At 66.2% G+C, this 19,138-nt stretch carries 19 protein-coding genes and 1 pseudogene; 15 read left to right on the plus strand and 5 right to left on the minus strand.

Annotation, left to right across the window (positions count from 1 at the left end; translation table 11 throughout):
• Nucleotides 1–91 precede the first annotated feature (91 nt).
• Nucleotides 92–604, plus strand: coding sequence for a CGNR zinc finger domain-containing protein (locus TX88_RS02705; RefSeq protein ID WP_322786847.1), 513 nt, complete (start codon nucleotides 92–94; stop codon nucleotides 602–604).
• On the opposite strand, the gene TX88_RS33710 is transcribed toward TX88_RS02705, so the two are convergent.
• Complete coding sequence (locus TX88_RS33710; protein WP_003883225.1) at nucleotides 605–715, minus strand: hypothetical protein; 111 nt, start codon at nucleotides 713–715, stop codon at nucleotides 605–607. It abuts the gene before it with no gap.
• 126 nt (nucleotides 716–841) lie between these two features.
• Here TX88_RS33710 and TX88_RS02710 point away from each other — a divergent pair, with 126 nt between their 5' ends.
• Nucleotides 842–1,519, plus strand: a complete 678-nt coding sequence (locus TX88_RS02710; protein ID WP_044514480.1) for a TetR/AcrR family transcriptional regulator — start codon at nucleotides 842–844, stop codon at nucleotides 1,517–1,519.
• Nucleotides 1,520–1,538: 19 nt separating this feature from the next.
• Nucleotides 1,539–2,312: an SDR family oxidoreductase gene (locus tag TX88_RS02715; protein WP_044514482.1), complete on the plus strand. Its 774-nt coding sequence runs from the start codon at nucleotides 1,539–1,541 to the stop codon at nucleotides 2,310–2,312.
• On the opposite strand, the gene TX88_RS02720 is transcribed toward TX88_RS02715, so the two are convergent.
• On the minus strand, nucleotides 2,305–2,685 hold the full coding sequence (locus TX88_RS02720; protein WP_044514484.1) for a DoxX family protein: 381 nt from the start codon (nucleotides 2,683–2,685) through the stop codon (nucleotides 2,305–2,307). The genes TX88_RS02715 and TX88_RS02720 overlap by 8 nt on opposite strands.
• Before the next feature lie 99 nt (nucleotides 2,686–2,784).
• On the opposite strand from TX88_RS02720, the gene TX88_RS02725 reads away from it, so the two are divergent.
• Complete coding sequence (locus TX88_RS02725; protein ID WP_044514486.1) at nucleotides 2,785–3,669, plus strand: sigma-70 family RNA polymerase sigma factor; 885 nt, start codon at nucleotides 2,785–2,787, stop codon at nucleotides 3,667–3,669.
• A 9-nt stretch (nucleotides 3,670–3,678) separates the two neighbouring features.
• The gene (locus TX88_RS02730; protein WP_044514487.1) at nucleotides 3,679–5,388 is read left to right on the plus strand and encodes an acyl-CoA dehydrogenase; all 1,710 of its coding nucleotides are present in this window, start codon (nucleotides 3,679–3,681) and stop codon (nucleotides 5,386–5,388) included.
• A 7-nt stretch (nucleotides 5,389–5,395) separates the two neighbouring features.
• Here TX88_RS02730 and TX88_RS02735 read toward each other — a convergent pair whose 3' ends face one another.
• On the minus strand, nucleotides 5,396–6,487 hold the full coding sequence (locus TX88_RS02735; protein ID WP_044514489.1) for an alcohol dehydrogenase catalytic domain-containing protein: 1,092 nt from the start codon (nucleotides 6,485–6,487) through the stop codon (nucleotides 5,396–5,398).
• Nucleotides 6,488–6,523: 36 nt separating this feature from the next.
• Between TX88_RS02735 and TX88_RS02740 the strand changes: the two genes are divergently transcribed.
• Together TX88_RS02740 and TX88_RS02745 are read left to right on the plus strand one after the other, a co-directional pair.
• Entirely contained in the window at nucleotides 6,524–6,988 is a 465-nt protein-coding gene (locus tag TX88_RS02740; RefSeq protein WP_044519029.1) for an acyl-CoA thioesterase, read from the plus strand.
• On the plus strand, nucleotides 6,957–7,397 hold the full coding sequence (locus TX88_RS02745; RefSeq protein WP_044514491.1) for an SRPBCC family protein: 441 nt from the start codon (nucleotides 6,957–6,959) through the stop codon (nucleotides 7,395–7,397). The genes TX88_RS02740 and TX88_RS02745 overlap by 32 nt, the downstream gene beginning before the upstream one ends.
• Here TX88_RS02745 and TX88_RS02750 read toward each other — a convergent pair.
• The gene (locus tag TX88_RS02750; protein WP_044514492.1) at nucleotides 7,394–7,696 is read right to left on the minus strand and encodes a hypothetical protein; all 303 of its coding nucleotides are present in this window, start codon (nucleotides 7,694–7,696) and stop codon (nucleotides 7,394–7,396) included. The two genes, TX88_RS02745 and TX88_RS02750, sit on opposite strands and share 4 nt — an antisense overlap.
• Nucleotides 7,697–8,161: 465 nt before the next feature.
• Nucleotides 8,162–8,854: a GntR family transcriptional regulator gene (locus TX88_RS02755; RefSeq protein WP_084621959.1), complete on the minus strand. Its 693-nt coding sequence runs from the start codon at nucleotides 8,852–8,854 to the stop codon at nucleotides 8,162–8,164.
• Between the two features lie 126 nt (nucleotides 8,855–8,980).
• On the opposite strand from TX88_RS02755, the gene fadD5 reads away from it, so the two are divergent.
• From fadD5 to TX88_RS02795, 8 genes and pseudogenes are all read left to right on the plus strand, one after another.
• Nucleotides 8,981–10,570: a fatty-acid--CoA ligase FadD5 gene (fadD5, locus tag TX88_RS02760; protein WP_044514496.1), complete on the plus strand. Its 1,590-nt coding sequence runs from the start codon at nucleotides 8,981–8,983 to the stop codon at nucleotides 10,568–10,570.
• Nucleotides 10,571–10,856: 286 nt separating this feature from the next.
• Nucleotides 10,857–11,612: an MlaE family ABC transporter permease gene (locus TX88_RS02765; RefSeq protein ID WP_409365870.1), complete on the plus strand. Its 756-nt coding sequence runs from the start codon at nucleotides 10,857–10,859 to the stop codon at nucleotides 11,610–11,612.
• A gap of 1 nt (nucleotide 11,613) precedes the next feature.
• A pseudogene (locus TX88_RS02770) lies at nucleotides 11,614–12,484 on the plus strand (MlaE family ABC transporter permease).
• A 4-nt stretch (nucleotides 12,485–12,488) separates the two neighbouring features.
• Nucleotides 12,489–13,718 (plus strand): MCE family protein, encoded by a 1,230-nt coding sequence (locus tag TX88_RS02775; protein WP_044514499.1) that lies wholly within the window; start codon nucleotides 12,489–12,491, stop codon nucleotides 13,716–13,718.
• A complete protein-coding gene (locus TX88_RS02780; protein WP_044514500.1) occupies nucleotides 13,715–14,746 on the plus strand; it encodes a virulence factor Mce family protein in 1,032 nt (343 codons plus the stop codon). The genes TX88_RS02775 and TX88_RS02780 overlap by 4 nt, the downstream gene beginning before the upstream one ends.
• Entirely contained in the window at nucleotides 14,743–16,308 is a 1,566-nt protein-coding gene (locus TX88_RS02785; protein ID WP_044519030.1) for a virulence factor Mce family protein, read from the plus strand. The genes TX88_RS02780 and TX88_RS02785 overlap by 4 nt, the downstream gene beginning before the upstream one ends.
• Nucleotides 16,309–16,317: 9 nt before the next feature.
• Entirely contained in the window at nucleotides 16,318–17,961 is a 1,644-nt protein-coding gene (locus TX88_RS02790; protein ID WP_044514502.1) for a virulence factor Mce family protein, read from the plus strand.
• A 20-nt stretch (nucleotides 17,962–17,981) separates the two neighbouring features.
• Nucleotides 17,982–19,136 carry a virulence factor Mce family protein gene (locus tag TX88_RS02795; protein WP_044514504.1) on the plus strand — a complete coding sequence of 385 codons (1,155 nt, stop codon included), beginning with the start codon at nucleotides 17,982–17,984 and terminating at the stop codon, nucleotides 19,134–19,136.
• The last annotated feature ends 2 nt before the right edge of the window (nucleotides 19,137–19,138 follow it).

A 19,138-nucleotide genomic window follows, 5' to 3' on the forward strand; every position in this document is an offset into this window, starting at 1 on the left:
CTTTAACTAGTGTTAGTGGTTAGTGACATCTAACGCCGGACGGCATAACCTGTCAATAGTTGTTTGGAGGTTAGATATGGAACGTGTGGAGGTGGGCCTGAAGGACGAGGCCCTGCTGTTGGATCTGCTCAACACCACACCGGTGGTGGAAGGGACGCAGCGCGACATCCTCGCGGACCGCGCGCAGGCGTGGACCTGGCTGGACGAGCACGACGCGACCGAGGCCGAACTGGCGGACCTGGTCGAGGCCAGGAACGTGCTGCAGGCGGTCGTGCGCGGGGCCGAGACGGCGGACGCGTTGGAGCCGCTTCTCGATGCGGTGGCATTGCGGGCACGCGCCACGAAGGGCGGTGTGAGGTGGGAACTCGATACCGACGCCGCGCGGCGCGGCGCCGTGCGGGCCATCCTGGCCTGGGACGCGCTGCGCGTCGCGAGTCCGGGGCGACTACGCGCGTGCGGGAATCCGGACTGCCGGCTGTTCCTGATCGATCGCAGCAAGCCCAACACCGCTCGCTGGTGTTCGATGGCTACCTGCGGAAACCGCATGAAGGCGCGCCGGTATCACCAGCGCGCCAGGACTGCGAAGACTGACGAACAGTCCTGATTACACCGGGGGGTACGCCGGCGGCGGGTACACGCCGCGCAGACCCCAGGCCAGCCACGGAAAGAAGAAGTCGCTCTCGTCGCTGAGGTCGTAGTCAGGATTCGGATCCATGCCCGGAGTCTAGACGCACTGGGCAAGGCCGGAACAGAGCCGCGAAGAGAATTGCCTACACTCTTCAACCATCTAGTTGATTGATTTCCTGGGCAAGGTCCGGGCGATGCTGATAGTGAGTGTGCTATGTCATCCGATGCAGAGGGCGGCCGGGGCCGCGGAGGCGCGGCGGCCAACGGGACGTCCCGCCGCGACGAACTGCTGACCGTCGCGGCCAAGCTGTTCGCCGCCCGCGGCTATCACGGCACCCGGATGGACGATGTCGCCGAGGCTGTCGGCCTGAACAAGGCCACGGTCTACCACTACTACTCGAGCAAGTCGCTCATCCTCTACGACATCTACAAGAGCACCGCGGACTTCACCGTCGAGGCCCTCCACGACGACCCCACCGCCTCGGCACGGGAAACCATCTACAACTTCACCCGCCGATTGCTGGTCGGTATCGCCGGCGACCTGGAGCGCGCCGCGGTGTACTTCCAGGAAGGCCCGTACATCGCGGAATGGTTCACCGAGGAGCAGGTGGCCTACATCCGGCGCGCTGAGACACAGGTCTACGAGCATGTCCGCGACGTGATCGACCGCGGCATCGCCAGCGGCGAGTTCTACGACTGCGATTCGCATGTCCTGGCCCTCGGCTACATCGGGATGACGCTGGGCTCCTACCGCTGGCTGCGACCGCACGGCAGACGGAGCGCCCAGGAGATCGCCGTCGAGTTCAGCACCGCGCTGCTGCGTGGGCTGATCCGCGACGAGGTGACCCGCAACGAGTCCCCGCTCGGTGTCGACATCGAGGAAAAAGCCTAGAAAGAAAGATCTGGTGGGCATGACTGATCTGTTCCGACTGGACGGCAAGGTCGCCGTCGTCACCGGAGGCGGCCGTGGCATCGGCCTGATGATGGCCCGTGGCCTGCTGCAGGCGGGGGCGTCCGTGTACGTCTCGAGCCGCAAGGAGGCCGAGCTGTCCGCGGCGGTGGACGCGTTGTCCCCACTCGGCCGGATCTCCGCGGTGCCTGCCGACCTGGGGACCGCCGAAGGGGTCGCGGCGCTCACCGCGGCCGTGACGGGCCGTGAGGATGCGATCCATGCGCTGTTCAACAACGCGGGCGCGGCCTGGGGCGCACCGTACGACGAGTTCCCGGAGTCGGGATTCGACAAGGTCTACGACGTCAACGTCAAAGGCGTGTTCCTGCTGACCCGGGCGCTCACGCCGCTGCTGAATGCCGCTGCCACCGAAGAAGATCCGGCACGCGTGATCAACACCGGCAGCATCGACGGCATCGTCGCGCCCGGCAAGGGCCGCGACAACTTCTCCTACAGCGCCAGCAAGGCCGCCGTGCACATGCTGACGCGCCACCTCGCCGGGGAACTGGCCCCGCGGATCCTGGTCAACGCGATCGCGCCGGGCCTGTTCGAATCCCGGATGACCAAGGAGATGCTGCGCGGCGGGTCCGAGGCTGTCGGGTCGGCGCTGCCGCTCGGCCGGATCGGTCAGCCCGACGACATCGCCGGGATCTCGGTGTTCCTGGCCAGCCGGGCCAGCGCGTACATCACGGGCGCGGTCATCCCGGTCGACGGCGGCGTCAGCACGATCAGGTGACGGGCAGGGTGAACCAGCCCCACGCCAAGAAGGCGAACATGCCGATGAAGACGATGTCGCCGGCCATGTAGAGCCACTCGCTGCGACGAAATCTGGTCGTGGCCGCACCAGCCATGAACAGGGCCAGGCCGCAGGCCGCCACCGGGGTCAGTACGGGCGCGATACCCACCGCGACGGGCAGCACCAGGCCGATCGCACCGACCAGTTTGATCGTCGCGATCGCCGTGAGGTGGCCGTCGCCGAAATCATCGACCCAGTGCTGATTGCTGCCCAGCGACCGGTACTTCTCCCGGGACATGAACAGCAGGCTGGCCCCGCCTGCCACGTAGGCCGCCGCGGCGATGATGGTGATGATCCACAGGGTGGTGTGCATTCCTCGCTCCGTTTCGTGGTTACGTCTGGGCTTCGTGGTTACGTCGGGCACTGCCGACTCGTCACTCTTATGACGGATCGGCGCGAGGAGAGGTAACCGATGACGCCCGAGGCATCACTGGCCGACACATTCGAGCAACAGCGCCTGCGACTGCTCGCGGTGGCCCACCGCGTCCTCGGCTCACGGGCGGACGCCGAGGACGCCGTGCAGGAAGCGTGGCTACGCCTGTCTCGTCAAGACGCGGACTCGATCGAGAACGTCGCAGGCTGGCTGACAACTGTGTTGGGCCGCATCTGTATCGACATGTTGCGGTCGCGCACCAGCCGCGCCGAGCCGACGCCCACCGCCGACCTTCCCGAACTCGTCGTCACCGAGGACGTCGACTCCCCGGAGGACGCCGCGGTGCTCGCGGACTCGGTCGGGTTGGCGATGCTGGTCGTGCTGGGATCGCTGCGTCCGGACGAACGCCTGGCGTTCGTCCTGCACGACATGTTTGCCGTGCCGTTCGCCGACATCGGGCAGATCCTCGACAAGTCGAGCGACGCCGTCAAGATGATGGCCAGCCGCGCGCGCCGGAAGGTGCAGGACGTGCCGCCGCCCACCAGCGACCGCCGCCGGAAGCAGGAGCAGCGTGAGGTCGTCGACGCCTTCCTCGCCGCCGCCCGTGACGGCGACTTCGACGCACTGCTGCGCGTGCTCGACCCCGACGTCAGCTGGCAGCGCTACACGGCCGCCGGGGTGACCGTCGGGACCGGATCGGATTCCGTCGTCGCTGCGGTACGACGCGGCCAGGGCACCCGCGTCATCGCCCGGAGGGTGTCGGTGAACGGCGAGCCGGGGATCCTGGCGTGGGGGCCGAAGGGTCGTCCGCTCGGCGTGATGGCGTGCTCCGTCGACGGGGGCCGGCTAGTCGGGATCGTGTCGATCGTCGATCCACGACGGCTGGCCCGGATGTCGCTGCCCGAGCCGCCTGCCGACGATTAACCTGGCGGCATGAAGTCGACGATCCTCTCGCGGCGCGACCTGGACTTCCTGCTCTACGAGTGGTTGGACGTCGAAAAGCTCACGGCGCTGGACCGCTTCGCCGAACACTCCCGCGAGACCTTCGACGGTGTGCTGGATCTGTGCGAGCAACTCGCGACCCGTTACTTCGCGCCGCACAACAAGCTCAGTGATGCCAACGAGCCGACGTTCGACGGACAGGCCGTCACGCTGATCCCCGACGTGAAAGAGGCGTGGGACGCGTTCGCGGCGGCCGATCTGATCGCCATGGGAATGGACGCCGAGATCGGTGGCGCGCAGTTGCCGGCCACCGTCGCGCAGGCCGCGTTCGCATGGATCTCCGCGGCGAACGTGTCGACCTCGGGCTATCTGATGCTGACCATCGCCAATGCCAACCTGCTGGCCCGTTTCGGCTCGGCCGAGCAGATCGAGACGTTCGTCAAACCCATGCTGGCGGGCCGGTTCTCGGGCACCATGGCGCTGTCGGAGACCCAGGCCGGATCGTCGCTGGCCGACATCACCACCCGCGCCGAACCGCAGCCCGACGGCAGCTACCGGCTGTTCGGCTCGAAGATGTGGATATCCGGCGCCGAGCATGAGCTCACCGAGAACATCGTCAACCTGGTGCTGGCCAAGATTCCCGGTGGCCCGGCCGGCACCAAGGGCATCTCACTGTTCGTCGTGCCGAAGTTGCTGGCCGACGGCACCCGCAACGGTGTGGCCATCTCCGGGCTGAATCACAAGATGGGCCAACGCGGTATCACCAACACCGTGCTCAACTTCGACGGCGCGGTCGGCTATCTGGTCGGGGAGCCGCACCGCGGCATCGTCTACATGTTCCACATGATGAACGAGGCCCGCCTCGGAGTCGGGATGGGTGCCGTCGCGCTCGGCTACACCGGGTACCTCAAGTCGCTGGAGTACGCGCGCGAGCGCCCGCAGGGCCGGCCGTTGGGCGTCAAGGACCCGTCGACCCCGCAGGTGCCGATCATCGAGCACGCGGACGTGAAGCGGATGCTGTTGGCGCAGAAGGCCTATGTCGAAGGTGGGCTGGCGCTGGCGCTCTACTGCGCCAAGCTGGTCGATACCGATGACACCGCGGTGCTCGACATCCTCACCCCGATCGCCAAGAGCTGGCCTTCGCAATGGTGCGTGGAGGCCAACAGCCTGGCGATCCAGGTTCACGGCGGTTACGGCTACACCCGCGAGTACGACGTCGAGCAGCACTACCGCGACAACCGGCTCAACCCGATCCACGAGGGCACCCACGGTATCCAGAGCCTGGACCTGTTGGGTCGCAAGGTGACCCAGAACGGCGGGGCCGGCCTGGCGGCGCTGGGGGAGCGCATCGCGGCAACCGTCTCGAAGGCCACGGGCGCGGCGCCGGAGTTGGCGGCCCAGCTCGATGCGTCCTGGCAGCGGCTGGTCGCGGTGACCGGCGCGATGTTCGCCTCCGGTGACATCGAGGCCGCGATGGCCAACAGCGCGGTCTACCTCGAGGCGTTCGGGCACATCGTGGTGGCATGGATCTGGCTGGAGCAGTACCTGGCCGCCGAAGGGCGCACGGGCGACTTCTATGACGGCAAGCGTCAGGCCGCCCGGTACTTCTTCCGCTACGAACTGCCCAAGACCGCACCGCAATTGGACCTGCTGGAGAGTCTGGACCGCACCACGCTGGAGATGCGCGACAACTGGTTCTAGCCCGGGTTCAACTCAATTCGATGATCTGGCGCACGGCCCGCCCGTCGGCCAGCTCGTCCATGCCGGAGTTGATCTGATCGAGGGTGATGGTCGAGGACACCAGCTGCTCGACGGGTAGCCGTCCGGCCCGCCAGAGTTCGACGAACCGCGGGATGTCGCGGGCCGGTACCGCCGAGCCCAGGTAGCTGCCGATCAGCGACCGGCCCTCGGCCACGAAACCCAACGGTGACACCGAGATTCGGGCGTCCGGACGGGGCAGGCCGACGGTGATGGTGCGACCGCCCGGCCCGGTGAGTGCGATCGAGGTTTCCAACGCGGCGGGGTGGCCCGCGGCTTCGATCACCACGTCGGCCTTGAGATCGGCGGCCTGCTCGGGGGTGTAGGCCTCGTGCACGCCGAGCTCGCGCGCCCGGGCCAGCTTGTCCGGCAGCTGGTCCACGCCGATGACGCGGACGCCGTCGTGGGCGAGCGCGGTCAGGGCCGCCGCCATGCCGACACCGCCCAGGCCGACCACTGCCACGGTCTGGCCGGCCCGCGGCGTGCCGACGTTCAGAACGGCGCCGCCGCCGGTGAGCACCGCGCAGCCCAACAGCGAGGCCACCGTGGCGGGGACATCATCCGGGACGGGCACCACCGACCGGCGGTCGACGACGGCGTAGGTGGCGAAGCCGGATACCCCGAGGTGGTGGAACACCGGTTGGCCGTCGCGGGTCAGCCGGATGTCGCCGTTCATCAACGTGCCCGCGCCGTTGGCGGCCGATCCGGGACCGCAGGGTGTCAGGCCGTCGGTGGCACACGCGGGGCAATCCCCGCAGCGCGGCAGGAACGTCATCACCACCCGTTGGCCCACCGGCAGATCGGTGTCACCCGCTTCGACGATCCCGGCGGCCTCATGCCCAAGGAGCATCGGGACCGGGCGTACCCGGTTGCCGTCGACGACGGACAGATCGGAGTGGCACAGCCCCGCGGCCTCGATGCGCACCAGCAGTTCGCCCGGGCCGGGTTCGGCGAGGTCAAGGTCGCTCACCCGGATCGGCTGCGACGTGGCGTACGGGCGGGAGAGGCCGATGTGCTCAAGGACGGCTCCGCGGATCTTCATGGGCACCAGCCTGTCACCTGGTGTCAGACTTCAGCCATGACCGACGCTGCCGACCTGACCCGCGAGGACTTTCCGCTGCACTGGCCGGTGCTGACCCGATGGACCGACAACGACATGTTCGGCCACCTCAACAACGCCGTGTACTACGAACTGTTCGACACCGCGATCAACGCCTGGATCAACACCAACTGCGACGTCGACCCGGTCAACGCACCCTGGCTCGGTGTGGTCGCCGAGTCCGGGTGCCGCTACTTCGCGGAGTTGAAGTTCCCCGACCCGTTGGTGGTCGGTCTGGCGGTGGCCCGGCTGGGGAACAGCAGCGTCACCTACCGGCTCGGATTGTTCGAGCCGGATGGGCCGGTGGCGGCGGTGGGCCACTGGGTGCATGTCTACGTGGACCGGACCACGCGCCGGCCGGTACCGATTCCCGACGTGATCCGCGATCTGCTGCAGTCGATATCATCGCCGGATGCCACTCGTGAGCAAGACCGTCGAGGTTGATGCCCCTGCCGACAAGATCATGGCGATCGTCGGTGATTTCGAGGCCTATCCGCAGTGGAACCCCGAGATCAAGGGCTGCTGGATTCTGGCCCGCTACGACGACGGCCGGCCCAGCCAGCTGCGTATGGACGTCGAGATCCAGGGTCAGTCCGGCACCTTCATCAATGCGGTCTACTACCCCGCCGAGAACCAGATCTACACCGTGCTGCAGCAGGGGGACCACTTCACCAAGCAGGAACAGCGGTTCTCTGTCGTCCCCCTCGGGCCCGACAGCACGCTGCTTCAGGTCGACCTCGAGGTCGAGGTCAAGCTGCCGATCCCGGCCATGATGGTCAAGAAGCTCATCGGCGACACCCTCGACCACCTGGCCAACGCCCTCATCGCCAGGGTGCAGCAGCTGTCCGCTTAGGCCGCGCGATCGGCTGCTGCCGCCCGCAGCTCGAGTACGCGATTGCGGATGCGGTACTCGGTGGACCGAGGCATCTCGGCCGGCCGGTATCGGCCGTGCCTGATCCGGTAGACCCGGCCGTGGTTCATCTCCCACCGCAGGGCGTCGGAGATCGCCTTCGAGGGGCGCCCAGCGGTGGTGAACCCCTGGTCCTCGAGCGCGTCGACCAGATCGGCCACCGATTGTGCGCCGTGCTGCAGCAGCTGCATGGTGAGCACGTAGCGGAGGTTGGTGCCGCGCAGCAGGAGTTTGTCCGCCATGGCGTCACGGTGCCAGCAGGGTATGACAGTCCCCCCGTTCACCGATTTCGGACGGATATCCGAGGTGCCCGGCTGCGAGCGACAATTCAGCGACAGTCGCCACGTCGGCATCACGCGCCTCGTCAAACCCGTTGGCGCTGAACATTTTTGCCACTATCGCACCTCTGGCATCGCGTGCCTCAGATGTTCAATGCCCGACTAACAGCGACTCTGTCGCTGATAGGTGGGCAACCCGAAAAGCGTTACGCATGAGGTTGGCTTTGCCTGGAGTGACGCGAGTATGGATGGCATCTGTGACCGGAGATGCCAACGGTGTGCCTGAGGCGATTGTCGCTCGATGTCGCTGACAGCCGGGCAGGTCGGACATCGATTTCGCGCCACGACACACCGGCGAAGCCGCGCCGACACGCCGACGCGGGGACCGGCGCCGGAATGCCTGACACCCCGGAGCTGAGCACTCAGCCGTCAGTCCCACATCCCGATGTCGTCGAGCCGCGCGATGAGCCGTTGGGCAGCATCGGTGAACTGGTTCGCATTGAGCTCCACTGCTGCGGTCGCATCCCGCCGGCGCAGCGCGTCGATCAGCAGCCGGTGGTTCTCCACGGCCTCGGTGCCCCACTTCGGATCGGTCGAATAGATGAGGGCGGGCAGGTACCGCGCGACGTGCAGCAGGAACCAGGCCAGCTTGATGCGGCCGCTGGCATGGTTGAACGCCCGGTGGAAGGTGAACTCGGCGGACGAGATCGCCACGGGATCGTGATCCTTGACCGCGGCCGCGAGCTCGGCGTTGAGCTGTTCCAGCTCGTCGATCTCGGCCGGGGTGATGCGGGTTGTAGCGGTGGCGGCGAGCTCCCGCGCGATGGTGGCCTGCAACCAGAAGATGTCTTCGACGTCGGCGCGGGTGAGGGGTACCACGACGTGTCCGCGGTTGGGCTCCAGCTGCACCATGCCCTCGCCGCGCAGTGTGCGCAGTGCCTCCCGCACGGGGGTGATGCTCACCCCGAGTGCCGCGGCGGTCTCGTCGAGACGGATGAACGTCCCGGGCCGCAGGACACCGGTCATGATCTCGGCCCGGAGCTGGGCGGCCACCTCGTCGGAAAGTTGCTCGCGCCGTCCCCCGCGACGACGTTGCACGGCCACTCTGGCAGGTGCATTCACGGGAATCCGGTCGCCTTTCTGGTGGGCTTGTCGCCGAGGCGCCGAGGCCATAGTGTGACCGGGGCAACCCCATGTTTGATCAAATATAAAATTCGTGCAACTCGATACCGATGGAGTGCAGATCCGTTGACTGCCGAGCCGTTCCCCACTGAGCAGCCATACCTGGCCCGTCGTCAGAACTGGGCCAATCAACTGACCCGGCATGCCCTCATGCAGCCCGACAAGACCGCCCTGCGGTTCCTGGGGCACACCACCACGTGGGGCGAGCTCGACCACCGGGTGACCAAGCTGGCCGGCGCACTGAGCCGGCGCGGAGTCGGCTTCGGTGACCGGGTGCTGATCCTGATGCTGAACCGGCCCGAGTTCATCGAGGCGATGCTGGCGGCCAACAAGCTCGGCGCCATCGCGGTGCCCGTGAACTTCCGGATGACCCCGCCCGAGGTGGCCTTCCTGGTCAGCGATTGCGCGGCCCGTGTCATCGTCACCGAGCCCGTCCTCGCCGGAGTCGCCACGGCGGTACGCGATCTCGATGCCACGCTGTCGACGGTCGTCGTCGCCGACGCCCCAACGGAAGACGGCGTCCTCGGCTTCGAGGACCTGATCGCCGAAGACGGCGAGCCCGCGCAACCGGTTGACATCCCCAGCGATGCCCCCGCCCTGATCATGTACACCTCGGGCACCACCGGCCGGCCCAAGGGCGCGGTGCTGACCCACGCCAACCTCGCCGGGCAGGGCATGACCAACCTGTTCACCACCGGCGTCGACATCAACAACGATGTCGGCTTCATCGGCGTCCCGCTGTTCCACATCGCCGGCGTCGCGGGAAACGTGAACACGGGTCTGACCCTCGGACTGCCCACGGTGCTCTATCCGCTCGGCGCCTTCGATCCGGGTGCACTGCTCGACGTGCTGGCGGCCGAGAAGGTGACGGCGATCTTCCTGGTGCCCGCGCAGTGGCAGGCGGTTTGCGCTGAGCAGAAAGCCAATCCGCGCGATCTTTGCCTGCGGGCCCTGTCATGGGGCGCTGCGCCGGCCTCGGACACCTTGCTACGTGCAATGGCCGAGACCTTCCCCGGCAGCCAGATCCTTGCTGCGTTCGGTCAGACCGAGATGTCCCCGGTTACCTGCATGTTGTTGGCGGACGACGCAATTCGCAAGCTCGGTTCGGTCGGTCAGGTCATCCCCACCGTCTCGGCTCGCATCGTGGACGAGAACATGAACGACGTCCCCGTCGGCGATGTCGGCGAGATCGTCTACCGCGCCCCAACTTTGATGGCCGGCTACTGGAACAACCCCAAGGCCACGGCCGAGGCGTTCGCCGGCGGCTGGTTCCACTCCGGTGATCTGGTCCGTCAGGACGAGGAGGGCTACATCTGGGTCGTCGACCGCAAGAAGGACATGATCATCTCCGGCGGCGAGAACATCTACTGCGCCGAGGTCGAGAACGTCCTCGCAGGTCACCCAGCCATCACCGAGGTCGCCGTGATCGGCCGGCATGACGAGAAATGGGGCGAGGTTCCGGTTGCGGTGGTCGCTCTCACCAGAGGCGACGTATTGAATCTCGGGGATCTCGACGGGTTCCTCACCGAACGCCTGGCGCGCTACAAGCACCCGAAGGCGCTCGAGATCGTCGACGCTCTGCCCCGCAACCCCTCGGGCAAGGTACTCAAGACCGAACTCAGGGAGCGGTTCGGGTCGCCCATCAACGCCCAATAGGGTTGACGGTTGCGAAAGTAACTCCGCGTCAACGGTTTCTGCAGGTCGCGGCGAAAGTTTGCTGTCTTTGCACGCCCTTGTTAACGGTTGATGGCACAATCCACCCGATGCAGTGCACGGCCCGGTTTCTATCGGGTACAGTCCGGTGGTCTCAATTACTACTCGTGAGTAGGGAGAGACGGATCACACAAGTTGACAGGCGACGAGGAGGGGGCGTGCGACACGTCCAGGGGGCGCAGCGGTGACGGCGCCTGCCGACGGGCTCGTCGGCTACGTACGTGGTCAAATGGAGAAGCCGCTGGCTATGGTCGGTGGCTTCTTCAAGATGACTGTGCTCACTGGAAAGGCCTTTCTCACACGGCCTTTCCAGTGGAAAGAGTTCGTGCTGCAGAGCTGGTTCCTGATCCGGGTGGCCTTCCTGCCCACGCTCGCGGTGTCGATCCCGCTGACCGTGCTCATCATCTTCACGCTCAACATCCTGTTGGCGGAGTTCGGCGCGGCTGACGTCTCGGGCGCCGGTGCGGCGCTGGGTGCGGTCACGCAGCTCGGTCCTCTGGTGACAGTGCTCGTGGTTGCCGGCGCCGGTTCGACCGCGATCTGCGCGGACCTGGGTGCCCGCACCGTGCGTGAGGAGATCGACGCGCTCGAGGTGCTGGGCATCGATCCGATCGAGCGCCTCGTCGTTCCCCGCGTGGTCGCCTCCACCTTTGTGGCCTTCATGCTCAACGGCGCGGTGATCACCATCGGTCTGGTCGGCGGCTTCTTCTTCGGCGTGTATGTCCAGAACGTCTCCGCCGGTGCCTATGTGTCCACGCTGACCCTGCTGACCGGATTTCCCGAGGTGATGATCTCGGTCATCAAGGCCACGCTGTTCGGCCTGATCGCCGGACTCGTCGGCTGCTACCGCGGCCTGACGGTGGCCGGTGGCTCCAAGGGCGTCGGCACCGCGATGAACGAGACCCTGGTGTTGTGCGTGGTCGCATTGTTCGCAGTCAACGTCGTGCTCACCACCATCGGTGTGCGGTTCGGAACAGGGCACTGACATGAGTACTGCAACAGTCCTTCGGTCCCGGTTTCCCCGGGCGTTCTCGCGCACCTCAGACATCGCGGGCACTCCGGCCCGGTTCCTCGACAGCATGGGCCACGTCGCGTGGTTCGTCGTCCAGGCCATCGGCTCGATCCCGCACGCGTTCCGCCACTACCGCCGTGAGGCTCTGCGACTCGTCGCCGAGATCGGCATGGGTACCGGCGCGATGGCCGTCATCGGCGGCACCGTCGCCATCATCGGGTTCGTCACGCTGTCGGCAGGCTCCCTGATCGCCATCCAGGGCTTCGCGTCCCTTGGCAATATCGGCGTCGAGGCCTTCACCGGCTTCTTCGCCGCCCTGGCAAACATCCGCGTCGTTGCCCCCGGTCGTCACCGGGCAGGCCCTGGCCTCCACGGTCGGTGCCGGCGCCACCGCCGAACTCGGCGCCATGCGCATCAGCGAAGAGGTCGACGCGCTGGAAGTCATGGGGATCAGGTCGATTTCGTATCTGGTCTCCACGCGCCTCATCGCCGGGTCGATCGTCATCATCCCGTTGTACGCCGGGGCGGTCCTGCTGTCCTTCCTGTCCGCACAGTTCGTCACAACGGTCTTCTATTCGCAGTCGGTGGGTACGTATGAGCACTACTTCCATACGTTCCTGCGCGTCGACGACGTGATGTGGTCCTTCCTCCAGGTCATCGTCATGTCGATCGTGGTCATGTTGAACCACTGCTACTTCGGCTATTACGCCAGTGGCGGTGCTGTCGGTGTGGGTGAGGCAGTAGGGAGGTCGATGCGAACCTCGTTGATCGCAATCGTGATGGTGGTCCTGTTGGCTTCGTTGGCGCTCTACGGCACCGACCCCAACTTCAACCTCACGGTGTAGCGGCATGGCCACGCCCTCAGCCCCGCACGCGCCCCTCAACAAGCCCAAGATCCCGCCGTACAAGCTGGCCGGATTGGTGCTCGCGCTCGTCACCACCTTGGTCCTCGCGCTGACGTGGATGCAGTTCCGCGGAACCTTCGAGAAGAAGACGCAGCTGACCGTGTTGTCCGGACGGGCCGGTCTGTCGATGGACCCGGGTTCGAAGGTCACCTTCAACGGTGTGCCGATCGGTCGCCTGGCTTCCGTCGACGTCGTCACCGTCGACGACAACCCCGAGGCCAAACTGACCCTGGACGTCAAGCCTCAGTACCTGAAGCTGATCCCGGAGAACGTGACCGCCGAACTGCGGGCCACGACGGTGTTCGGCAACAAGTACATCTCGTTCCTGTCGCCGGCCAACCCGTCGGCAACGCGGCTGTCGCCCGGAACGCCGATCCGCGCCCAGGGCGTGACGACGGAGTTCAACACGCTGTTCGAGACGATCACCGCGATCTCCGAGCAGATCGACCCGATCAAGCTGAACCAGACGCTGACGGCCACCGCGCAGGCGCTCGACGGCCTGGGTGACAAGTTCGGCCAGTCGATCGTCAACGGCAACGACATCCTGAGCGACCTCAACCCGCGCATGCCCCAGATCCGCCGCGACATCGCGGGTCTGGCCGACCTGGGCGAGGTCTACGCGAATGCCGGTCCGGACCTGTTCGACGGTCTGACCAACGCGGTCACCACCGCCCGCACGCTCAACGATCAGCGCGGCAATCTGGATCAGGCGTTGGTCGCCGCGGTCGGCTTCGGCAACACCGGCGGCGACATCTTCGAGCGCGGCGGGCCCTATCTGGTCCGCGGCGCCCAGGACCTGCTGCCGACGTCGGCTCTGCTCGACAAGTACAGCCCGGCGCTGTTCTGCACGATCCGCAACTACCACGACGCAGGCCCGAAACTTGCCGGCGCACTTGGTGGTAACGGTTACTCGCTGCAGACCCAGTCGTTGGTGATGGGCGTGGGCAACCCGTACGTCTATCCCGACAACCTGCCGCGGGTCAACGCCAAGGGCGGGCCCGAGGGCCGGCCGGGCTGCTGGCAGCCGATCACCAAGGACCTGTGGCCCATGCCGTACCTGGTGATGGATACCGGTGCATCGATCGCCCCGTACAACCACCTCGAGCTGGGGCAACCGCTCGTGGCCGAGTACGTGTGGGGCCGCCAAGTGGGGGAGAACACGATCAACCCATGAGCATCAAGGGCACGATTATCAAGCTCGGCATCTTCTCACTGGTGCTGCTCACCTTCACTGCGATCATCTTCGTGGTCTTCGGTCAGATCCGGTTCAACCGGACCGCCGAGTACTCGGCGATCTTCAAGAACGTCAGCGGTCTGCGCACGGGACAGTTCGTCCGTGCCTCCGGTGTCGAGGTCGGCAAGGTCTCGGGCGTCAAGCTGATCAACGGTGGCCAGCAGGCCGAGGTCACGTTCAACGTCGAGAAGTCACTGCCGTTGTTCGACCAGTCCACGGCCGCGATCCGCTACCAGGACCTGATCGGTAACCGCTACCTGGAGCTCAAGCGCGGCGAGAGCAACACGAAGATCCAGCCGGGCAGCACCATTCCGCTGGAACGCACCGAGCCCGCGCTCGACCTCGACGCACTCGTCGGCGGCTTCCGTCCGCTGTTCCAGTCGTTGAGCCCGGAGAAGGTCAACACCATCTCCAAGTCGATCATCACGATCTTCCAGGGCCAGGGCGGCACCATCAACGACATCCTGGACCAGACGGCGCAGCTCACCCAGAGCATCGCCGACCGCGACCAGGCCATCGGCGAGGTGATCAAGAACCTGAACATCGTCCTGGACACCACGGTCGCGCATCAGCAGCAGTTCGACGACACCCTCAAGAACTTCGAGACGCTGATCACCGGGCTGAAGAACCGGGCCGACCCGATCGGATCCTCGGTGGCCAACATCAGCAACGCGGCCGGCTCGCTGGCAGATCTGCTGTCGGACAACCGTCCGCTGCTCAAGGACACGATCGGCCAGCTCGAGGTCATCCAGCAGCCGCTGATCGACCAGAAGCAGCAGCTCAACGACATCCTGGTGCAGTTCCCCCAGGCGTTGAAGATCATCGGACGTGCCGGTGGCATCTACGGTGACTTCTTCAACTTCTATGCCTGCGACCTCTCGCTGAAGCTCAACGGGTTGCAGCCAGGTGGCCCTGTCCGAACCGTCAAACTCAGTTCACAGCCGTCGGGTAGGTGCACGCCGAGATGAGGACACTGCAAGGTTCCGACCGCTTCCGCAAAGGCCTCATGGGCGTTGCGGTGGTGGCGCTGGTCATCGGCGTCGGCTCGACGCTGACGAGCGTGCCGATGCTGTTCGCGGTCCCCACGTATTACGGCCAGTTCTCCGATACCGGTGGCCTGAATGTGGGTGACAAGGTGCGCATCGCCGGTATGGATGTCGGCACGGTCAAGAGCATGGACATCAACGGCGACAAGGTCGAGATCGGCTACACCCTGGGTGGGAAGACGATCGGCACCGAGAGCCGTGCGGCGATCCGTACAGACACGATCCTGGGTCGCAAGAACATCGAGATCCAGCCGCGTGGCAGCCATACGCTGCCGCCGCGCGGGATGCTGCCGCTGGGGCAGACGACCACGCCGTACCAGATCTACGACGCGTTCCTCGATGTCACGCGCAACGCGTCGGGCTGGGACACGAATTCGGTCAAGGAATCGCTGAACGTGTTGTCGGAGACGGTCGATCAGACCTCGCCGCACCTGAGCGCCGCGCTGGACGGCGTGGCCAAGTTCTCCGAGACCATCGGCAAGCGCGACGAGGACGTCAAGAAGCTGCTGGCCAACGCCAACAAGATCGCCACGGTGCTCGGTGACCGCAGCACGCAGGTCAACCAGCTGCTGGTGAACGCCCAAACCCTGCTGGCCGCGGTCAACGAGCGCGGTCAGGCCGTCAGCATGTTGCTGGAGCGGGTGTCGTCGGTGTCGCATCAGGTCGAAGGCCTGATCAACGACAACCCGAACCTGAACCACGTGCTCGAGCAGCTGCGTACCGTCAGCGACCTGCTCGTCGAGCGCAAGCAGGACCTGGCCGACACGCTCACCGTGGCGGGCAAGTTCATCACCTCACTGGCCGAGGCGCTGGCCTCCGGCCCGTACTTCAAGGTGATGCTGGTCAACCTGATCCCGCCGCAGATCCTGCAGCCGTTCGTCGATTCCGCGTTCAAGAAGCGCGGCATCGACCCCGAGGAGTTCTGGCGTAACGCCGGTCTGCCGTCGTCCCGCTTCCCCGATCCCAACGGTCAGCGCTTCGAGAACGGCGCCCCGCCGCCGGCACCGACGCCGCTCGAGGGCACCCCGGAGCACCCGGGACCTGCCGTCCCGCCCGGATCGCCGTGCTCGTACACGCCGACCGCGGCCGGGATCCCGTCGCCGGGTAACCCGATGCCGTGTGCCGCGGCCACCCAGGGCCCGTTCGGGGGCCCGGAGTACGGTCCCCCGGATCTGGCGACCTCGGCGCCGAATCCTGGCGGTATCGCGCATTCGCCAGGTGTGCCCAGCGCGGCCATCCCCGGCGACATGCCGCCGGACCAGCCGGGTGCCCCGGTCGAATTGGCACCTGGTCCGCCCGGAGCCCGCACCGTTCCGATCGCACCGTTGCCGGTGGCGCCGGGACCCATCCCGGGGTACGCACCGCACCCGGGGCCGCTGAATGCTCCCCCGGCACCGCCGGGACCAGGGCCGGATGCCGGGCCGGTGGGTACGCCGCCGCTCCCGGGTAATCCGCCGTTCCTTCCGCCCGGGTCGCAGGGATAGGCCGCCGCTATGTCAACTGTTTTCAACGTTCGAAACATCAAGTTGCCCACGGCTTCCCGGGCGACCATCATCGTCAGTGCGCTGGCGGTGGTAGCTGCCCTGGTGCTGGGTTACTTCGGCATCACCCTGTACAAGAAGATGACCAACACCACGGTCACCGCGTACTTCCCCGAGGTGCTCGCGCTGTACCCCGGTGACAAGGTCCTCATCATGGGCGTCAAGGTCGGTGCGATCGACAGCATCGAGACCGACGGCGACAAGATGAAGGTCGTCTTCCACGTCAACAACAAGTACAAGGTGCCCGAGAACGTCACGGCGTCTGTGCTGAACCCGAGCCTGGTGGCGTCGCGCGTCATCCAGCTGTCCCCGCCCTACACCGGTGGGCCGCGGTTGCAGAACAACGCGGTGATCCCGATCGAGAACACCCAGATCCCGGTCGAGTACGACGAGTTGCGCAACCAGATCACCCGCCTGCTCGACGATCTGGGCCCGACCGCTGAACAGCCCAAGGGTCCGTTCGGCGACATCATCGAGTCCTTCGCCGACGGTTTCCAGGGCAAGGGCGATCAGCTCAACCGCACCCTCAACGGGTTGTCGGAGGCGCTGACCACGCTCAACCAGGGCCGCGGTGACTTCTTCCAGGTGGTCAAGAGCCTGGCGTTGTTCGTCAATGCCCTGCACAAGAGTGACCAGCAGTTCGTGGCGCTCAACAACGATCTGGCGCAGTTCACCAACTCGTTCACCAACACCGACCAGGAGCTGGCGACGGCCCTGCAGGATCTCAACCGGGTGCTCAAGACCACCCGTGAGTTCCTGGACAAGAACGGCGGCGTGCTCGCTCACGACGTCAACAACTTGTCGGAGGCGACGACGGCGATCCTGCAGCCCGAGCCGCGCAATGGTCTGGAGACGGGTCTGCACGCCTACCCGAACCTGGCCGCCAACGTGCTCAACATCGTCTCGCCCAACCAGGGTGGCATCGTGGGTCTGCCGGTTCTGCCGGGTCTGACCAACTTCTCCAACCCGCTGCAGTTCGTCTGCAGTTCCATTCAGGCGGGTAGCCGGTTGGGCTACCAGGATTCGGCCGAGCTGTGCGCGCAGTACCTCGCGCCGATCCTGGACGCGATCAAGTTCAACTTCCTGCCGTTCGGCCAGAACCTGGCCAACACCGCGATGACGCTGCCCAAGCAGATCTCCTACTCGGATCCGCGCCTGCAGCCGCCCGGGGGATACAAGGACACCACCGTGCCGGGTATCTGGTCGCGGGACACCTTGTTCTCGCACGGCAACCACGAGCCGGGCTGGACCGTGGCGCCGGGTATGCAGGGTGTGCAGGTGCAGCCTGCCACTCAGCAGATGCTGACGCCGGAGTCGTTGTCCGAGTTGATGGGTGGCCCGGACATCGTGGCGCCGCCGGCCCCGCCGGCGTTCGGTGCTCCTCCGGGAGGCAACCTGCCCGGACCGCCGAACTCGTACGACGAGCGCAATCCGTTGCCGCCGCCGTGGTACCCGCAGCCCGGACCGCCGCCGGCGCCCGCGCCGGGTGTGATCCCGGGTGATCCGATGTCGGGTCCCGCACCGGCAGCAGCTCCTGCACCGGGTCCGGCACCCGCCGGACCGGCGTTGCCCGCCGAGGCTGGAGGCCAGGGCTGATGACGACGAAGACAGGACGGATGAAGACACGTAACTGGGGCCGCGTCGGTCGACGCGTCGCGGTGTTGTCGGCGTCCGCGCTGATCCTCACCTCGTGTGGGCAGTGGCGCGGTGTGGCCAACGTGCCACTGCCGGGTGGGCCGGGCACCGAGTCCGGCCGCACCACGCTGTACGTGCAGATGCCGGAGACGTTGGCGCTCAACGCCAACAGCCGGGTGCGGGTGCGCGACGTGTTCGTCGGCCGGGTCCGCAAGATCGAGCTGATCAACTGGGTGCCCACGTTGACCGTCGATCTTGAGCCGGGCATCGAGCTGCCGAAGAACACCCTGGCCAAGATCGGCCAGACCAGCTTGCTGGGTTCGCAGCACGTCGAGCTCAACCCGCCGGACAAGGCGCCGTCCAAGGAGATGCTGCGCAGCGGGGACACCATCCCGCTGGCACAGTCGTCGGCCTATCCGACGATCGAGCGGACGCTGGCCGGGATCTCCGGCATCCTGACCGGCGGTGGTATCCCGAACATCGAGACCATCCAGACCGAGGTGTTCAACATCCTCAACGGTCGCGCCGATCAGATCCGCGACTTCCTGGGCCGGCTCGACACCTTCACCGACGAGCTCAATCAGCAGCGCAACGACATCACCCGGGCGATCGATTCGACCAACCGGCTGTTGAACATCGTCGCGGCGCGCAATGACACGTTGGACCGGGTGCTCACCGAGTTCCCGCCGCTGATCCAGCACTTCGCCGACACGCGCGACCTGTTCGCCGATGCGGTGACCTCGCTGGGCCGGTTGTCCAAGGCTGCCGACGACACGTTGTCGAACAGCAACGCCAATCTGCACACCAACCTGCAGAACCTGCAGCGTCCGCTCAAGCAGCTGGCGCGCTCGGCCCCGTACCTGGTGGAAGCCCTCAAGCTGATCCTCACGGTGCCGTTCAACATCGAGAACATCCCGAAGGCGGTGCGTGGCGACTACATCAACGTGTCGCTGACGATCGACCTGACGTTGAGCTCGGTGGACAACGCGTTCCTGTCCGGCACCGGTGTCTCGGGCATGCTCCGGGCCCTGGAGCAGGCATGGGGCCGCGATCCGGCGACGATGATCCCGGACGTCCGGTTCACGCCGAACCCGCACGATGCACCTGGTGGCCCGCTTGTGGAAAGGGGGGAGTGAGA

Origin of the sequence: Mycolicibacterium septicum DSM 44393 (assembly GCF_000455325.1) — a bacterium.
In the GTDB taxonomy this organism is placed as follows: domain Bacteria; phylum Actinomycetota; class Actinomycetes; order Mycobacteriales; family Mycobacteriaceae; genus Mycobacterium; species Mycobacterium septicum.

Coding starts and splice junctions, on each gene's coding strand:
- TX88_RS02785 (WP_044519030.1), top strand. CDS start 14,743: ATGAGGACACTGCAAGGTTCCGACCGCTTCCGCAAAGGCCTCATGGGC.
- TX88_RS02725 (WP_044514486.1), top strand. CDS start 2,785: ATGACGCCCGAGGCATCACTGGCCGACACATTCGAGCAACAGCGCCTG.
- TX88_RS02745 (WP_044514491.1), top strand. CDS start 6,957: ATGCCACTCGTGAGCAAGACCGTCGAGGTTGATGCCCCTGCCGACAAG.
- TX88_RS02735 (WP_044514489.1), bottom strand. CDS start 6,487: ATGAAGATCCGCGGAGCCGTCCTTGAGCACATCGGCCTCTCCCGCCCG.
- TX88_RS02710 (WP_044514480.1), top strand. CDS start 842: ATGTCATCCGATGCAGAGGGCGGCCGGGGCCGCGGAGGCGCGGCGGCC.
- TX88_RS33710 (WP_003883225.1), bottom strand. CDS start 715: ATGGATCCGAATCCTGACTACGACCTCAGCGACGAGAGCGACTTCTTC.
- TX88_RS02715 (WP_044514482.1), top strand. CDS start 1,539: ATGACTGATCTGTTCCGACTGGACGGCAAGGTCGCCGTCGTCACCGGA.
- TX88_RS02720 (WP_044514484.1), bottom strand. CDS start 2,685: ATGCACACCACCCTGTGGATCATCACCATCATCGCCGCGGCGGCCTAC.
- TX88_RS02790 (WP_044514502.1), top strand. CDS start 16,318: ATGTCAACTGTTTTCAACGTTCGAAACATCAAGTTGCCCACGGCTTCC.
- TX88_RS02775 (WP_044514499.1), top strand. CDS start 12,489: ATGGCCACGCCCTCAGCCCCGCACGCGCCCCTCAACAAGCCCAAGATC.
- TX88_RS02740 (WP_044519029.1), top strand. CDS start 6,524: ATGACCGACGCTGCCGACCTGACCCGCGAGGACTTTCCGCTGCACTGG.
- TX88_RS02730 (WP_044514487.1), top strand. CDS start 3,679: ATGAAGTCGACGATCCTCTCGCGGCGCGACCTGGACTTCCTGCTCTAC.
- TX88_RS02765 (WP_409365870.1), top strand. CDS start 10,857: ATGGAGAAGCCGCTGGCTATGGTCGGTGGCTTCTTCAAGATGACTGTG.
- TX88_RS02795 (WP_044514504.1), top strand. CDS start 17,982: ATGAAGACACGTAACTGGGGCCGCGTCGGTCGACGCGTCGCGGTGTTG.
- TX88_RS02780 (WP_044514500.1), top strand. CDS start 13,715: ATGAGCATCAAGGGCACGATTATCAAGCTCGGCATCTTCTCACTGGTG.
- TX88_RS02750 (WP_044514492.1), bottom strand. CDS start 7,696: ATGGCGGACAAACTCCTGCTGCGCGGCACCAACCTCCGCTACGTGCTC.